Origin of the sequence: Flavobacterium sp. PLA-1-15 (genome assembly GCF_049060005.1) — a bacterium.
Classification (GTDB): Bacteria; Bacteroidota; Bacteroidia; order Flavobacteriales; family Flavobacteriaceae; genus Flavobacterium.
The window spans coordinates 113329-132732 of the sequence record NZ_JBMGQS010000007.1; the positions used below are offsets into that span (position 1 = coordinate 113329).

Below are 19404 nucleotides of genomic sequence, written 5' to 3' on the forward strand. Positions count from 1 at the left end.
TAAACAGTCCGTTGGTACAGCTTCATGTTGGATAATGTTTACAAATCAAACATTATCGGGCTTGAGAGACATGAGATATCTTAATTTAAGAATTTGGGAATAGTAAATTTAACAAAATAGTTGCATCATTTTAACCGTAAGTAAAAAAACAACAACTACAACGTTTTCGTGTTTATAAGTTTATTGATTATGAGCTTTATGTGCCGTTATAAGAGTAAATACAAGTATAATACTGATAGACTTCAGCGAGATTTAATTTGAGTCTGATTTCGAATGACTTTATTTTACATAATCATTTTAATACATTGGTCATACATTATCTATACTCTAAGTAGGGAGTATCTTAGAAGTTAATCTGTTTAAAATCGATGCAGATTCATCATAAATGCACTTAAAATAGAAATCCCGACTCGGAAGCGAGACGGGATTTCATATCAACAATACTTCAATTTTTAATTCTGTTTAGTAAACAATCTTCTTGTTCACGATCTGTCCGTTTGCAAGTCTGATCTTCACGATAAGCGGTTGCTCGTTCATCACTACGTTTTCAATGCGTATTTCATTTTGGCCGATACCTGCGGTATTGAAAAGTGTTCTTCCCAACAAGTCATAGATGGTCACCTGCTCCAAAGCTTGCAATTGCGACTTGATCATGATCTTGTCGTCTTCCTGATACAAGATCAGACCATCTGCAACAGCTACAGGATCCGGATTACCCAACTGTTCCGAAGGAAGGTAACGCAACACAAAACGTCCGTTAAAAGTTCCGGATACGGTTGTAAAGTTATAAGCGCTGGCCTTCAGGTCGTGAACGATGTTCAGCAATTTGTCTTCAAGATAAATATCCTGCCCTTCAAATAGGCCATCATAATCGTCGATACTGATGGTAAGCGTGCCATTCAAGGTGGTCTTATATCCAAGGGGCACTTCATCCTGATTGTTGAAGGGCAATGCACGACCTTGAATGGTAAGATTTTTATCCGCCAAAATCGAATAGAAGGTTACTTGATTACCACCGAAGGATTCTCCATCAAAACGGATGTCCCATTCGTTAGTTGCATTTTCAATATACCCCACAAGCAATTGGTTAAAGCCAACCGTTTGTCCTTTCATATTCAGCCAAATGCGGTGCTTGCCGGTAGTGTCCCAGTTGCTTACTGGTTCTGTTGATGCAGGCCTAAAGAACTGACCGTTGTTTCCGGCAACACGCATTGTGTTGTTGAACAACGCTTGCCCTACAGCAGTACCTTTTATGAAAAAGGACTGACCAGCGGCAATATACCCAGTTGGCTTGTTGTCGTTAGGGTTGCCTGGCGTAGGATCCGTCGCGGCTTCTTTAGTGTCGGTGCTTCCTGTTCCATTATAGCAGGCATAGTCACCGGCACTGTAGCTGTATATCTGTGGTGTTCCCGTTTCTGTTATTTTGGTATTGTGAGTCCACAAATAAATAGTTCCTTCAAGAGTGTTAGTGCTTCCTAAACCGGCACCCACATTAGCATCAAAAAACGCATCTGCATGAATAGCCGACGGATAAGGATTACCCAAAAGGTTCCATTTGTCTGGACCTGAAACAGCATGTTGAACAATACCATTATTTGGCACTCCAATGAAATTAGCAGTATAAGTCTGATAGGAAGCAGGAACTGGAGTAGCACCATAGTTTTGAGGTGCTCTCACGATATATCCTCTTCCAGGAACCATGGATTCCACACCAACTGGAATTGTCGCCCATCCTGATGTTGTTGGACTATTTTCCCATTTGTAGTACTTGTCAAAGAAGGTCATAGGTGACAATGCTTTCAAATTAAATTCTGTACCAGCAAGTACAGCAGTGGCATCGTCGCTTGAATCATTGTTAGCAAATACTGGCGAACTCCAATAAGTAAAATCATAGCGATACATAGGTTTTGTAATACGTTCCATGCTTATTTTACCTATGTTGTTATTCGCATTCGCATTATTTACATCCGCCACCTGAACAAGGCTTCCGTTGTTGAGGATCACAAGTTTTCCATCGTCTAGAGGATCCGGTGTGCTGTTGTCAGAAAGCTTTAATCCATACTCTACAGTAAGGGTTTTTCCGCCATCAATAGTTACGGTTGCTCCCGGATTAATGGTACATTCACAACTCGAAACATTAGGAAGAGCAGGTGTTGTTTGCGTATTATAGTTTCCTGCGAAAATTACGGCATCTGTAGCTGTTGGAGCAAATCCATCACCACCAGTCCAAGCTCCAGAAGCCCAGGTTTTTGTGGTGCCACACAATCCTTTAATCCCTATTCCAAAATCACCGTATGCTGTTAGTCCCGAACGAGAAACGGTGTAATCTGTGGTAGTTCCAGATGAAGCGATATGCGTTCCTGTTCCAAGCCATGTGGTAGGATTTCTATTCAAGAGCGCCAAACTGCAAAGCGGTGCCGCCGTGGCGGTTTGTTTTCTAAAGGCAGCGGTGTAGTTGGTTGCAACAATAGCATTATTGGTCAGCTTCCAATAAAAGGTGTCGCCTGTTTTGGCCTCAAAAAGCGGACAGCTTCCTGCCGCAGCAACTGTAACCGGAGTAAATGCTCCCATTGCAGTTTCCACAACTTCAGCAGTCAGCCTACCTGGAGTTGTAACGTTTGCGTAGTTGATAGTGGCGAAACGATTTTCGTTAGTTGAAGTGCCTAGTGGGAATAGCCCGTCATTTCCAGATGTAGCTCCTGTAGCAAACCACCGTGTCATTTTTCCTACTACAAAACCAGAAGTATAAGTTAGGGTTCCTGAATTTGAAGCACTCTCTCCTAAAGTCAGGGTATTGATATTGGTCACAATATTACCACTGGTCATAAAAAGGCGTCTTTTTATTTCAAGATTTCTTTGTAAATCAACATAACCAGATGATTTATTTATGTTGCTTCTGTAGATGTTAATAGTTCCAGCTCCAGAAATGATTTGGTTTGTATTTCCTGTAAAGTTGAAGTTTGCCTGCGCCAAACTAGCTGTTGCCGAAAGTGTACCCGCTGTTTCAACCGTTAAATTACCTCCTAAGTTTATGATTCCAGTTCCTCCGCCAGTATTATTCATATTAAATGTTCCGCCTGAAAGGGTCATGTTTTTAGCAATGTTTATTGTATTGGTTGAGGTGCTGCTGTTGGTCAAAATAAAAGTTCCAGTAGTTTGTTGGTAATTACCTAATACATTGATAGTGTTTCCAGCTCCTAAGGTGAAACTTCCAGTTCCGCTAAAAGTAAGATTGTTGTAAGTGAATGGAGACATAGTCCAGCCGGTAGCACTAGAGATGTATTCAACTGTACTGTCCGTTATCGTATAACTATGAACGGATTGATCAACAGAAAATGCGCTACATATTTTAATTGTTCCTGTTGGCGAGAATGTTCGATTTCCTCCTAATGCGTTCAAGTTCCCATAAGTCAAAGGAAGAATAATCTGATTGGATGTGCTGGTGATGTTTACGGTACTGTTGCAGTTTAAAACAGCTGTAGCGGTGCCTGTATAGGCTACCGTGCCTTTAATGGTCAATGAATTGGTTGCTGTTAATGAAAAAGATGTTGCATCAGAACCTGTCAATTCAAAATTCGTTACTGTTTTATTAGACACAATGTTTAACTTATTAGGCACAGAAGTACCTGTAACGATGATATGGTCTTTACTGCCGGGTATTCCGTTTGGCGTCCAGTTGGTGGCTGTATCCCAAGAAGTAGAAGAAGATCCATTCCAAGTGTACGTTATTGGTGCGAGCGATTCTATAGTTACATTATCCAATATAGCTCCACGACCATAATTATTAATTCCTTCAAAAGCAATTTGATAAGTAGAGGATGGATTTGGTAAAGAAATAAAATCATACGTCCATGAAGATACAGCACTGAAATAATGTTTCAACTCTATCCAAGGATTAGTTGAACTGGTTCGATAATAGACTTTTATTTCATTTACATCACCACTCCAAGATTCTTGTCCATAATAAAAACTAACTCCTGGATCTGATAAACTAGAAATATCCATAACAGGACTCACTAATTTTGTAATTGCATCTGCATCTACAGGATGGTAAAAACTTGCATTTTTAGTTCCTGCATAAGCAGAAGTTAGGAGGGTTCCTCCTCCTCCTGCAGTATATATCCAAGAGATGTTGTTGATTACAAATTCATTTGTCCAACAATTTCTTGTAGCACTAGCATCTTCAAAAGTTTCTGTAAAAGGGAAAGCTGTGATAGCGCCACAGGAGGTCGTAAAGGAACCTATTGTACTCCATGCACTGACACTGCTGCCACAACCTTTGGTTCTCACCCATACATAATACGTTGTAGTAGCCGACAAAAGGGTTAAATTAGCAGTGGTTACTCCAGACAAAGTGCTTCCAGATGGTGTGGTTCCAGCAGTTGGGGCAGTATTAGAGGTTGAATAATAATAGTCGTAGCCCTTAACAGCTCCAGTTGCAGGTGCTGTCCAGTTGATGGTTGCTGTAGTGGTAGTGATTGCCGTGGTTGCTGTCAGTGTTGGTGCGGTTATAGTAACTGTTGCATCTGTTAAGTCTAAAACCAATGGTAATTGGGTCTTGTTATTGTTTTCGCCACCAAAATCGGAAGCCGACCAATACTCATTCCTGAATACCATATTTATCCCCTCAACCATAGTGCCAGTAGGAATACAGAAATAGTCTGCAAATTTAATAGTCGCCTTGTATACGTTAGGATTTGTGGATTCTCTAGTAAATAGAACCAAAGTGCTTGTATTGGCGAAATCTTGTGAAGGATTCACATACTGCCAATCTCCACCTGTAGTATTTTTAACCCCTGCATGCATCCAAATTTGTGTTCTGCCGTCTGTGTAAAAATTATTCACGGGATCAAAGTCTTTCAAATAAACATTAATGGTATGGTTTACCGTAGCATTCGCAACTGTCGCATCAGTATATACAAGATAATTAGGTTGTGCTACTACTGTAAACTTATAGTCTTCTGCTTCTGATCTTGTTGTGCCATTTGCACAAGGTGATACATCGTCTCCATAGTAAGAATTCATTGTTCTTATCCTCATCCTGTAATCACCCAAGGCAGTGCCGGTTGGAACCGTAATTGTTCCGCTACCTGAACCAACATAGGATGGCAAGCCTGCACCCGAAGAATATACTCTTTCTGAAGATTCGAATACCAAATTGTTATTCCAATCCACCCAAATGGCTGTTCCTGCACTTCCACCAGGAGATGAAAAAGAAAAATCTATGGCACCTGTTGGGTACATTTCTACTTTTTGTGTGGCATAGTTGTCTTGGTATCCTCCCGTTGTGTAAGTGGAAGTATGAGCAATATTTGACGTATATCCTTTGGTCGTCGAAAAGTTTGAAATGTAATTTGTTGCATTGCTACTTGAAGGCAAACAGTATCCGTAATAAAAACTTCCACCGCTTACCCATGTACTTTTATCAGTACCATCACAATTAGAACGAACCCACCAGTAATAAGTATTTCCAGCAACAAGACCTGTTATGATATTAGCGGTCGTTACTGTTGTTCCTACAAAACCTGTAGGAGTTGTTCCTGCTGTTGGAGCAGTATTAGTAGTTGATAGATAATATTCATAACCCATTCCCGGTGCACTGCTTGGAGCCGTCCAATTGATATTTGCATTGTTTACTGCTATCATTGAAGATGAAAATGGGGCAACGGGAATGAAACAAGTGGGAGTTGTTTCTAATCTAAAATCATCTACTCCCAATTGCCACGGATTACCCGTAGAACTTACACTTATTGCAAAAGAGTAGTTATTAGTTGATGGAGGTGTGTAGCTATAAGTGTATTTAACATAACCTGAAGTAGTTTGCGTTGAACTCACAAAAGTAGCCAGTTCGGCAGCTCCAGTTAAGCTTTGTGTAGTGTTAGCTAATAGTTTCCCTGTCCATCCTGTGTTGCTAGCCCCTGTACCAGTATTATAATAAAAACTGATATCATAAGAAACCCCAGAAGATAATGCAAAGAAAGGTGTCCATAATTGACTTGCAGTTGTGTTGCTAAATGCAATTGACATATAGTTTGGTACCGATCTAGGATCGTTGTAGCTATCCGTTGCTGCATTTGCTGAAACCCAAGCTTTTGTTCCTGTTACATTTTTCCAGCAAGCAGGAGTAATCCCAGACCCGATAGTTGACATTGCATCAAAATTTTCTGTCCATGGTAAAGTGGATATAGTATCACAAAGCGTTGTAAAACTACCATCCAGATTAGTTGATTGACAACTTGAATTATAGGCAATAATCCGATAATAATAAGTTGTACTCGCAGAAATACCTGTAATATTAACGGGTGATGTCGTGTCTGCTAGTGGATATGGTGTGCCAAAGGAAACCGTTCTTGCGGCATCGGTATAAAGTTCAAATCTGTATTTTAGAGGCAGTGCTGTACCACCTGTTGCTGGTGGAGACCAAGATACTGTCGCACTATTGCTTGTAACGCTACTTGTAGGCGAACTTGCAACAGCTGGGCAAGTAATGGCATATCCCGAAACACCGGAAGAATACCAAGGTGCTCCATTACAAGAATTTGTACTATTAGCTGAAAAAACAAAGTAATTGTGTTGTGTGTTCGGGATTCCTCCTGTCAAATTATAGGAGGTTGCAGTGCCGGAACTTACAACACAGCGGTACACATTTCCTCCAATCGTATAATTTGTCGAAGCAGTATAGGTAGTTCCATTGACTAATGCAGGTGGCGTTGTTGTAGTTGTTGACATAAAAACCATGTATCCCGAAGGTACAGGAGAAGCAGGGCTAAAACCTACGGTTAAAGTTGTAGAAGTAATATTTGAAGTTACAACAGCGCTTGGTGCATTTGGTGCAACGCAAGCCGTAGTAAAATTCCCCACAACGCTCCATGCACTTTTATCGGTAGCGTTACATTTGGATCTTACCCAATAGTAATAAGGTGTAGCCGCAGTTAAGGAGGATAAATTTGCGGTTGTAACGCCTGCACCAGTTGACCCACTTGGCGTTTGAGAGGCTGTAGGTGTGGTATTGCTAGTGCTGTAATAATACTCATAACCATTTGCAGGCGCACTGCTCGGTGCTGTCCAGCTGATGGTTGCTGTGGTGGTAGTTATTGAGGAAGAGGTTAGTCCTGTTGGTACACCTGAACATGCTGATGGCGTCCAAGTATAAGTAAGTCCTGTACTTGGTTTAACTGTACTACTATAAGTAACCGCAGCAACATTAGATCCTCCAGCTGTAGTGGAAGTCCAGTTAGTTGATGAAGTTCGATTGTTGAAATCTGAATTAGCAGATCCTCGCAATCCTACCTGAACAGTAGAAGAGGTAGCGGTACCCGTATTACTTCCATAAATAATCTGAACGACATTGGTTGTTTCATATAATCTAATTTGAACGTTAGCAGCATCAACTTGCCAAGCAGAACTCGCCCATCGGTCTATACTAGACCATTGACAAACATATATCCTATTTGGAGCTGTACCTAGTACTTCCGAACGAACAATAGATCTCACATCATGGGCAAAAGCGGAAATAGCAAAATTTGTTGAGCCAGATGATAAAGGGGTATATTGTGTAGTTGGGGGAGCGGTAGCTCCGAGAACCAAAAAGCCATTTGTTGTTGGTCTTGCAGTAGTATAGTTTGTGCCATTATAGTTAAAACTAAATGGCAGTGTAAAGGAGTAAATATCGTCGTCAACCTGTACAGTATTGTGTGCAGTTCCTCCGCTTATAGCAGTATAAGTACCACTACTCTGCGAGAAGGTGTAACTGGAAACCTGTGCTTGAACATTTCCAAAACAAAACAACAAAACAAAAACTCCAAGCAATTTACTGCTTGATTTCTGTGCATTCAGAATTGCGTTGCCCTTGGCAACCAACTCTGTAAAAAATTTTCTTTTCATAACAACCTTATTTGTACTAGTACTTCATAAAGGGGTTCTTCTAAGAATTTGGGATAACAAATGTAGGAGGAGAAGAGGAAATTACGTATAGATATATTAAGATAATTTTAACGCAAGGTTAAGAATTAAATTATTTCTATGATTTTGCTTTTTTATTTAATTTATATTTAAAAATTATTATTTGTGTTGAGTATTTTATAATAAAAATCAACAATATAAATATTTAAAGCAATGGCTAATTGTTGTAAAATAATTGTAATTGTTCGTTTTTTACGCACTACTTTAAATAAACAGATGCTAATGTTTGTTGTAAAACATTTTTTTTGAACTTTAAGTGTGATACACATTCATTTTTTTGGAAACAAAAAACAATTGTATAAAGCAATCCTAAAAAAAATCCCGTCTCGTTACTAAACGAGACGGGATTGTATATTTCAATCTTTTAATAATTTGTTCTAATAAACAATCTTCTTGTTCACGATCTGTCCGTTTGCAAGTCTGATCTTCACGATAAGCGGTTGCTCGTTCATCACTACGTTTTCAATGCGTATTTCATTTTGACCGATACCTGCAGTGTTGAAAAGTGTTCTTCCCAACAAGTCATAGATGGTCACCTGCTCCAAAGCTTGCAATTGCGACTTGATCATGATCTTGTCGTCTTCCTGATACAAGATCAAGCCGTCTGCAACAGCTACAGGACCCGGATTACCCAACTGTTCCGAAGGAAGGTAGCGCAACACAAAACGTCCGTTAAAAGTTCCGGATACGGTTGTAAAGTTATAAGCGCTGGCCTTCAGGTCGTGAACGATGTTCAGCAATTTGTCTTCAAGATAAATATCCTGCCCTTCAAACAGGCCATCATAATCGTCGATACTGATGGTAAGCGTGCCATTCAAGGTGGTCTTGTATCCCAGGGGCACTTCATCCTGATTGTTGAACGGCAATGCACGTCCCTGGATGGCCAGTTTTTTATCCGCCAAAAGCGAATAGAAGGTAACCTGGTTGCCGCCGAATGATTCACCATCAAAACGGATGTCCCAATCATTGGTTGCATTTTCAATATACCCCACAAGCAATTGGTTAAACCCTACGGTCTGTCCTTTCATGTTCAGCCAGACACGGTGCTTTCCGGTCATGTTCCAATCGTTAAGGGGCTCCGATGTTCCCGGCCTGAAGAACTGACTATTGTTTCCGGCAACACGCATGGCGTTGTTGAAAACCGCCTGTCCGCTCGCAGTTCCTTTTATAAAGAAAGATTGTCCGGCCGCAATGAATCCGGTCGGCTTGTTGTCATCTGGATCGGCAGGAGTAGGATCGGAGTCCGCTTCCTTGGTGTTGGTGCTTCCCGTACCGTTGTAGGCGGCATAATCGGCGGCACTGTAGCTGTATATGTGTGGAACTCCGGTTGGTAATATTTTGGTATTGTGTGTCCATAAATACAAGGTTCCTTCAAGGGTGTTGGTGCTTCCGTTTCCTGGCCCCACATTGGCATCAAAAAACGCATCAGCGGAAATAGCCGAAGGATAAGGATTGCCAATCAGGTTCCATTTGTCGGCTCCTGAAACGGCATGTTCCACAATACCATTGTTAGGGACACCAATAAAATTAGCGGTATAAGGCTGATAGGAGGCAGGAACAGGCGTTGCCCCATAGTTTTGAGGAGCCCTAACGATATATCCTCTTCCAGGAACCATAGATTCAGCCCCTAACGGTATCGTAACCCATGCAGGTGTAGCCGCGGCATGGTTCCATTTGTAGTATTTGTCAAACATGGTCATTGGCGACAATTTCCTTAAGTTGAATTCAGCACCGTTGGCTACTGAAGTAGAGTCGTCACTTTGATCGTTGTTTGCAAAAACAGGGGAGCTCCAATACGAAAAGTCGTAGCGGTACATTGGTTTTGTAATACGTTCCATGTCAATCTTACCCGTATTATTATTAGCGGTTGCATTTTTAACATCGATCAATTGTAAAAGCGTTGCATCATTTTTAATCGAAATAATACCTTCATATCCTGTAGTATTGGTAAAACCTTCCAGCAGTGTTACTGGGTGTGTAGGATGAATGACAACTTCTTCATCTGTTTTTACGGTACAACTACAAGCTGTTAACGCTCCATGTGTAGTAGTATCATAATCGCCATCTATAACAGCACGTTCCGTAATTGTTGGAGCGGTTGTGGCAACACCCGGTGTACTTTCCCATTGTGTTCCTGTCCAAGTTTTGGTACCTATGCAATTGTCTTTATGAGCAATACCAAAATCGCCAAAAGCATTAAGTTCTGTTCTCGAAACGGTAAACTTCGTTACAGTGCCTTGGGTTGCGGCAATGATGGTTGGTGCTTCCCATACTGTTGGGTTTTTACGGATAAGGGTAACCTCACACGTATTGCTGATGGCAGTGCCTTCTTTTGTAAAGGCTCCTGTGAATTTTCCGTTTGCTAATCCATCAGATGGAGTAAGCCTCCAATTGAAATCCTCAACGGTTTGGGTTAGAAAACCATTACAGCTGCCAACAGCATCAATAATCAAATACGGACTAACCAAAGTAGGTGTTCCTGTTAAGATAGAAGCCGTTAGTTTACCACCTGTTGGAGCAGTGGAATAATCAATTTTAGCATGACGGTTCTTGCTGCTTGTTTCGTTGGTCCCTAAAGGAAACAAACCTGCGTTTCCAGTAGTAGTTGCACTGCTGAACCATCGAGCCATAGTACCTTTTACAAAACCAGTTGGTGCTGTTGGAAGTAGCGTACCAGTGTTTAAGGCACTTGTTCCTAACGTTATGGTTTTTGTATTGGTTATACCGTTGATATTTCCTTGCGTCATAGTAAGACCAGAAGTAACAATGACATCGTTAGTAAGTACCACATCTGCATTTGTAGCAGTGTTGTTGATTACGAGGTTTCTAACACTTGAAGGTAAAGCATTACCGGTGTTTTGGGGTGTAGTAATTCCAATGTATTCATAGCTTGCGTCACTTGCGAAAGTTCTATTTGCTGCTGTTACTTGAACATTTCCTGCTGTTGCTCCAGGTGCTGCAGTGGTAATACCGTTAGGGGAAGTGATTTTTAATGTGCTTCCTGTTTGTGATTCAAATGCATTTCCTAAAATTTGTAAAGCATTATTGGAAGAGTCAAAGCCAAAATCTAAAATACCTCCAGAATTCACGGTGAAAGATGATGCTGATGCAAGTGTAATATTTGAATCTAATTTGACATAAGCTCCCGCATTAACTTTAAATCGGGTATTTGTGATAGTAGCATTAGTAGAAGCGAAAACATTTTGAGTTGTCTCAGGTGTAAGGCCGTTTCCTGTACCTTCAAAAATTAATTCACTATCAGGATCAGTAGTTGTCAATGTTGATGAGTTTAAAACTTTTAAGTCACCTTTAAGTTTTATTCCAAAGACAATTGACCCATTAGTTGTTGGACCAATATTAACTGTTCCATTATTTATTTCTAGGTTTCCATTTAAAGTAATTGATGATAATGAAGTCATTCCTCTCAATGTACCGGCATTTACTATCGTATTTCCATTAATTATTATGTTTTTACCGGTTGTAGAAGTAATTAGGATATTATTACTTGTGCTGTTTAGTGTTAGGTTATTTTCAACCAAATTAAAATTGGTTGCAGTATTTGTAGGAATTAATGTAATAGCTGTAGTTCCTGAAAATGTAAGATTACCAAATGAGTAACTGTTTAAATTAGGGCTAATTTGAGATGGGTTGGCTAGTAAAGCTCCAGAATAATCGGCTAAATTTACCGTTGAGCCATTTTTAAAATCTTCTGTACCTCTCCAAAAATTTGCAGCATTTGTCAATGCAGTATTTATTGTCAATGTTCCCCCTGATTCTACAATCTTCTGACCTCCAGTGGTTGCCATTATCACACCAGTATTACCAACAACAAATTCACCTCCATCTTTAACATGCATTAATAATAATGTAGATCCATGATTAGAATTAAATTTCCCTCCGTTTTCAACAATCATGGAGGTACCAACACTAGCGCCTGCAAAATTTGCATTGGTAGTTATATTGTGTTTTATTATTAGCAAATCTGTAGTTCCTGCTATAGGTCTTGTGGTAGGGTCTTCCCAGCCAGAGGCTGTCATTCTTCTCCAAGTTGCTGCTCCAGTTGCATTTGGCCAATTTCCATCCGATGTAGTTTCATATGTGCCTACTGCAACATCGGATAAGTCAAATAAACTACTGTTAGCTCCTGTTAAGCCAGTCGAAGTAGCCGAAAGCGTTCTTCCATTCTGAGCTACAGTGTGTGTCAAGCTGTTAAAAGTTGCTAAACCAAGTGTTAGAGTTCCGCTAACAGGTGATCCAGTTAATGTTCCATTAGAAGTTATAGTTATTGGTGTAGCAAAATCCACATCCCTATTCCCATTAACATCATTTGCAGAAACCGTTACAGCAGGTGCCATTGCAACGTTAATAGAAGTATTGCTTGGCTGTTGTACAAAAGCCAATCGATCCGCCGTAACCTGAATCACGTTATCCGTAAGTCCTGCAGAAGAAGTAGAAGCGCTAATAGTTCCAAACGTAGATCCTGTTGCCGCTGCCGTAGCTCCAGAAACGGTTACGATAATACGTTGGTTGTCGGTAACAGCGGTTTTAAAGCTGGCTCTTATGCTGAATGTTTTAGTGCCACCATCAGTTGTAGCTAGCGAAAGTCCGGTAAATACAGTTGTGAAAGTTGCGGGAAGTTCGGCGATTTCAGTTGTTCCGTCATAAAGGGCAATACGTTCCAAATACGCAACATTTCCTACCAGTAAGGATAGCGTTGAAAGTGTAGTTCCTAAATTATCAGCATCCGGACTGCCACCACCATCTTGAATGATGAATTGTCCCAACTCAAAACTATTGGCTGCTGTTATGTTCGAATTAATGTAGTTTAAATAATTGATCGGACTGTTTATGAAACCTGCATTTGCAATAATGTTTGATGTTGCACTTGCTGTTCCCGTTCCTGTTAAAGTAATCAAGTAAGGATTTTCGTCACTGTCGTCATTTGCAATAGACAATAGAGCAGTTTTTCCACCTAGACTGGTAGGAGTAAAAGTAACTGTAAAAGTCTCGGAACTATTTGGGGCAACCGTAGCAGGCAAAGTAGCCTGATTGATGGTAAACTCAGAAGCATTTGATCCTGTGATTGCAACCCTAGGTGTTCCTGATAAATTCAAGACTACACCTCCTGTATTTTGGATGGTGAAGGTAATGGCTGTTGAGCTTGTAGTCACGACCTGATTTCCGAAAGCATAAGTTCCATTCGATGCGATATCGGTAGCGCCTTGCCTGATGTTGATTTCCTTTGGAGAAAGTACTGTTACTGTTGCATTATCGTTGTTCCAAACCCCGTTAGTACCTCCATATACATATTGTGTACTACCCGTTTTTCTATATCTGAAAGCCAAATAATAGGTTGCACCCGCTGGAAAATTCGGTCCAATATTACGTATATATTCATCATTATTTCCTGCGTCTGTATTAAAATTGGCAGGAAACCAATTTGTCCATGTATTTGGATTGTTATTGGTTGTACTGTATCCTACTTCGGCAGTAATGTTGCCTCCCTGACCACCAGCTTCCGTATTGCCTGCTTCATACACCTGACCGTATACATTGTAGTTATCGCCCAAGGTGATTGTGCCTGTTGCTGGATGCTGATAATTACCCCAATCTACTAGGTTTGAAGTTACGGTCAAAACGCCATTGTTTGCAGTAGAACTCCAAATGCCTGCAGTACCTCCATAAACATAGGCACCCGATGCTATTCTGAAACGCGTTGCATAATAATAGGTTCCGGGTGTTAGACCTGTTCCTAAACTTGCAGTATATTCGTCATCATTTCCTATTTGAATGTTAAATGTTCCCGTAGTCCAGTTGGTCCAAGTATTTGGATTGCTGTTGGTAGTGCTGTATCCAAATTCAGCTGTGATCGTTCCCGAAGCACCTGCGGCTTCCGTTACGCTTTCGGCATAAACTCTTCCATAAACTGCCACTGTACTTCCTTCTTCCATAGAGTGGGAACCAGGAAATTGTAGGTTAGCATAAGTAATTACAGGAGAAACGGTCAATGTTCGTACAGCAGATTCGATAGCGACACAAGGACTGGTTCCTGAAACTATTACTTTATATTGATAACCGCTCATGGCTAGAGTAGTTGTAGGCGTAGTGTAGGAAGCAGTTGTGCCTCCAGTTCCCGTGCTCACGTTGCTCCAACCTGAACCTGTATTCACCTGCCATTGATAGCTTGTAGCGTTTGTAGCCACAACCGTAAACGTAGCGGTTGTTCCTGCTGGAACTGTTTGATTAGTAGGTTCTGTTGTAATAGCGTTTGCGAGAACTACTGTAACTGCTTGAGAAACTGTTCCTGCTGACCAGCAATTTCCTAGAGTTGATTTTGCTCTTACGTGATAAGTGCCTCCAGTAATAGGAGCAAAGGCACTTGAAGTCGGATTTGCTGTAGAAGTACCAGTTGCTGATGTCTGCCAAAAATAAGCTACATCAGTTTCAGGTTGTCCAGAACCGTGTGTATAGACTAATGATGTATTGCCACAGTTTTGTGTTGCGACAATTGAACCGTTTGGATTGGCTGGGTCTGTACATGCAGGAGTGCAATACAGATTGACATTTCCAATATGTACCCTTTTGTTGGCTACAGTGCTGAAAGTTAATACTGGATTGGCAGAAACAGAAGTAAAATTCAGGCTAATTTCCCCAAATGTAGTCGGAAGTGTTGTAACATTCTGAGAAACCCCATCTAAAGTTACTGTAACAGATATTTCTGATGCGCTCCAACCTTTAGCTCTAAACTTCACGTTGACATTTCCTTCAACCACTCCTGTTGCTGTAGTCGAGATACTTCCGCTTGAACTACCAGAAGCTAATCTAATAGTAGAAGAAGGACTTCCACCTGAATCAGTATCTCCACTAAATGTGCCTGATTTTGTTGGAAAATCTGGTCCATTCATTGTAAAACAAGGTCCAGCATTCCATTTTGCATACAAAGTAACATTACTCGTTCCCATATTATAAGTAGCTCCATCTGCATAAGCAACAACTCCCGCAGCAGAAGTAGCCCATCCCGCAAATGTAAATCCTGTTCTAACAAATGTATTGGTCGTCAAGGTAGCACTTGCATCGGTTGCGATAGTTTGGTTCGCCATTGTGCCCGAAGTGGAGCCGTTTCCATCAAAAGTAATCGTATTATTGTTAGCCGTCCATTTGGCGTACAGTGTAACATTGGAAGTTCCCATAGTATAGGAAGCACTATTGGTATACGCTACAGCACCTCCGGCAGTAGTAGCCCATCCTGCAAAGGTATAGCCTGCTTTTGTAAAAGTATTTGCATTTAAGGCAACAGTAGCAGCAGTTGCAATGGTCTGGGATGACATTGTTCCTGTTCCCGTATTGGCATCAAATGTTACTGTATTGTTGTTGGCAGTCCACTGAGCATATAAGGTGATGTTGGATGCAAAGGAATAGGTTTGTCCGTTGGTATAGGTGGTGCCACTTCCATTGGCGGCAGTATTCCAGTTGGCAAATGTATATCCTGTTCGAGTGAAAGCATTTGTTGTCAAAGCTGCGGCACTACTTTCTACTTGATTGGCCATTGTGCCTGTTCCTCCGTTTGCTTCAAATATTACGGTATGGCTTCCGACAGGATTCCAGACAGCATAAAGAGTTGTGTTTCCTGTAAAATTAAAAGCGCTGACTTGGCTGGCTGTATAAGAAGTTCCCAAGCCATTGGCAAGTGTATTCCAACCGATAAAAGCGTAACCAGCTCTTGTAAATCCTGCTCCAGATGCTGTGGTTACTGATTGGGCAGGCGCGTAATTTGTGGCATCGGTTACGGTACCTGTTCCGCCATTGGCATCATAGCTTACGTTACCTCTCCACTGTGCATATAAAGTTGCATTTGCTGTAAAAGGATAACTTGCACTGTTTGCATATGCTGTTCCAGAACCATTTGCAGCTGTATTCCATCCTGAAAAATTATAGTTTGTTCTTGTAAAGGAATTCGCTGTTAAGTTAGTAGCTGTTGAAGCGGTTTGGGCTGCCATTGTTCCTGAGCCACCGTTGGAGTCAAAGGTTACAGTGTATCCTGAAGATGTTACTGTCAGTTTATAATCTTCGGCTTCACCACCATTAGTCGCGCTGGTAAATGAACATGGATTACTAGGATTACTTATATTATAATCGGCCAGTATTCTCATTACATAATCTCCTGTTGTTTGTAGTGCAGGAATGTTGATATTGGTTGAGGTGCCGCTATTCAAATAGCCAGAAGTAACAAATACTCTTTCTCCCGAATCAAAAACATTATTCTTGTCCCAGTCAATCCAAATTGCCCATCCAAATGTATTTGTTACGGGTGTTACACCTGCAAAAGATACAGTAAAGTTTGTTCCTTGCGTTGCAATTACTTGTTTAGTATCATAGAAATTTGAATAGCCACTGCCATTACCTGAAGTGTTAGTAAAATTAGTAGTTGCACTATTTGTAGAAACACTTGTAATATATAAAGTTGAAGTAGAAATAGGTGTACAATATCCAGTATAGGTTAAAACAACCCTTCCAGCTCCTCCAGCTCCACCTAATCTTGCAGTAGTATTTCCACTACCTCCTCTGGCTCCGCCACCACCGCCACCAGGAGCGCTTCCAGCATTTCCAACTGCACTTGTGTTGGTATTAATTCCACTCGCTCCAGCTCCTCCTCCGGTAGTTCCTCCAGAACCAGCTGTGCTTATATTTGCATTACCACCATTTGTAGTGGTTCCTGCACCACCACCACCACCACCAGAAGCTGCAGCTGTACTACTTGTTCCATTACTTGTACCACCATTACCACCATTCCATGTAACTGAACCTGTAGATCCCGTTCCACCAGCACCTCCAGCAACAGAACTAGCTGTATTGTTTCCGAGACCTCCAGTGCCTCCAGTAGCAATTACAGTAGTTTCAAAGCTTGAACTTCCTCCTGAATTTCCACTCGCTGCTGAAACGCCTGTTCCTCCAGCACCAACTGTTATTGTATAAGTATTTCCGGGTACTACGGTAACACTAGTAGACTTTGCATAAGCACCACCACCACCACCACCAGCAACTCTAAAAAGAGCAGCAGTTCCAACACCTCCACCGGCGCCTCCGCCTCCCCATGCTTCAACTTGGATGGTTGTTACATTGGGAGGGCATGTCCAAGTATATGTTCCAGGAGTGCTATATGTTGTTTGCCCATAAACCCCGCCGCTCATCATCACCACAAACAACAAAACCGTTCCAAGGAAACGGTTAAAAATTGAGTTACTTCCATTGTTAATGCCATCGCCTCCTGCAACACCATTCCATTGTAATTTTCTCATCATATCGAACACTATTTAAAAATCTTTTTTATTTCTTCAAATTGCTGTTTTATAGGTTAGTATTAAAATTTGGGACAACAAAAATAAGTAGTGCGATTGTTAATTCGTGTTTTTTGATATTATATTTTTGATATTATTTCAAAAATTAAGAAAAGCTGTATTATTTAGTAAAATTAGTGATTATATCTAATTAAATAAGTCGTTACGTTATTTTAAATTCAAAAGTAATGTTTGTTCTTGCTTGTTTTGTTTATCATTTTCTTGTTATAAATCAGCATCTACTCTTGTATTTATAAGAAAATTATATATAAAACTAAAATACTTGTTTGAAATAACACCGCTTTTGGTAATGTGTCGGTGTTCATTTACAACAGTTTCAATGGCTAAGGGGATGGTCCAATTTAACAATTTGGTTTGCCTCATGAAGTCAATTTCTCGACTTCTAAAAAACTACTACTTCTGCTTAAAGGTTGCTTAAAGGTTAGGATGAGTTTTACATACCTTTACATCAAATGATTCCTCCATAATCTTTCTATCTCAACGCAGGAGAAACAACATCTGAATTATGTGATTTCCCCAATCTTGTCATCTCGACGAAGGAGAGATCGCATAAAGGAACTCCACCAAGCAATCCATAAAGTATTCCCAAAGAGGCTCCCAAAACAACATCTGAAATGTATTATGTAATGACTCCAATCTTCTCTTCCCAATCTTCTCACCCCAATCTTGTCATCTCGACGAAGGAGAGATCGCATAAAAAAGCTCCATAAAGCAATTCTATAAGAAACACCATAAAGTACTCCCCAAAAAATCTTCTCAAACTACATCTGAAATGTATTATGTGATCTCTCCTTCGTCGAGAGGACAACTTTGCGGATGTGGAGTATGTAAAAAACCAAAGTCACTTCCAAGTAGCATCTTTAAATATTATGTAATGACTACAATCTTCTCTCCCCAATCTTCTCACCTCAATCTTGTCATCTCGACGCAGGAGAGATCGCATAAAGAAGCTCCGTAAAGCAATTCTATAAGAAACCTCATAAAGTATTCCCCAAAGAATCTTCTCAAACTACATCTGTAATATATTATGTGATCTCTCCTTCGTCGAGAGGACAACTTTGCGGATGTGGAGTATTGAAAACTTCAAACTCGAGAGGACAATTTTGCGGATAAATATTATATGTTAGGGAATAATTTACAGTTTGTGCTGTTGGATAATAATTAAAATCAATAACTTGTCCTAAAAAAATAGCTTCAAGATGTTTAATCCGCAATTAGGTTTCCATACATATTATGTCTATATCATAACGAACAGTTACAGGACAACATTCTATATAGGAGTAACTAATAATCTAAAAGCCAGACTTGTTCAGCATAAGGAAAACATTGCTGCCAATACAAAAACATTTGCCTCAACCTATAGAATTGAGTATTTGGTTTTTTATGAAAAATACGTTTGGATACAAGAAGCAATCGCCCGAGAAAAGGAATTGAAAAAATGGAGAAGAGATAAAAAATTAGCGCTTATAAGAACTATAAACCCTAATTTAGAATTTCTAAATCACTTGTTTGAATAGTTTGACAACTATTTTCGTATTGTAGTTTAGTCCTTTAAAGACCAAGCTTTCAGCCCAATCTTGTCATCTCGACGAAGGAGAGATCGCATAAAGAAATTCCACCAAGCAATTCTACAACGAAGCTCATAAACTACATCTGAAATATATTATGTGATCTCTCCTTCGTCGAGATGACAACTTTGCGGATGTGGAGTATGTAAAAAACCAAAGTCACTTCCAAGTAGCATCTTTAAATATTATGTAATGACTACAATCTTCTCTTCCCAATCTTCTCTCCCCAATCTTGTCATCTCGACGCAGGAGAGATCGCATAAAGAAGCTCCATAAAGCAATTCTATAAGGAACCTCATAAAGTATTCCCCAAAGAATCTTCTCAAACTACATCTGGTAGTATGTAAAAAACCAAAGTCACTTCCAAGTAGCATCTTTAAATATTATGTAATGACTACAATCTTCTCTCCCCAATCTTCTCTCCCCAATCTTGTCATCTCGACGCAGGAGAGATCGCATAAAGAAACTCCACCAAACAATTCTATAAAGAAGCTCCATAAAGCAATTCTATAAGAAAC

Annotated in this window: 4 protein-coding genes; 1 reads left to right on the top strand and 3 read right to left on the bottom strand. The window is 40.3% G+C overall.

Annotated features, from left to right (window positions below; genetic code table 11):
- Positions 1-462 precede the first annotated feature (462 nt).
- A complete protein-coding gene (locus ACI6PS_RS07040; protein ID WP_421011843.1) occupies positions 463-7884 on the bottom strand; it encodes a fibronectin type III domain-containing protein in 7422 nt (2473 codons plus the stop codon).
- Positions 7885-8339: 455 nt separating this feature from the next.
- On the bottom strand, positions 8340-17261 hold the full coding sequence (locus ACI6PS_RS07045; RefSeq protein WP_421011844.1) for an InlB B-repeat-containing protein: 8922 nt from the start codon (positions 17259-17261) through the stop codon (positions 8340-8342).
- Positions 17262-18517: 1256 nt separating this feature from the next.
- Between ACI6PS_RS07045 and ACI6PS_RS07050 the strand changes: the two genes are divergently transcribed.
- Positions 18518-18835, top strand: a complete 318-nt coding sequence (locus tag ACI6PS_RS07050) for a GIY-YIG nuclease family protein (RefSeq protein WP_421011845.1) — start codon at positions 18518-18520, stop codon at positions 18833-18835.
- Positions 18836-19071: 236 nt separating this feature from the next.
- Here the strand turns inward: ACI6PS_RS07050 and ACI6PS_RS07055 are convergent, their stop codons facing one another.
- On the bottom strand, positions 19072-19260 hold the full coding sequence (locus tag ACI6PS_RS07055; RefSeq protein WP_421011846.1) for a hypothetical protein: 189 nt from the start codon (positions 19258-19260) through the stop codon (positions 19072-19074).
- Positions 19261-19404: the final 144 nt, after the last annotated feature.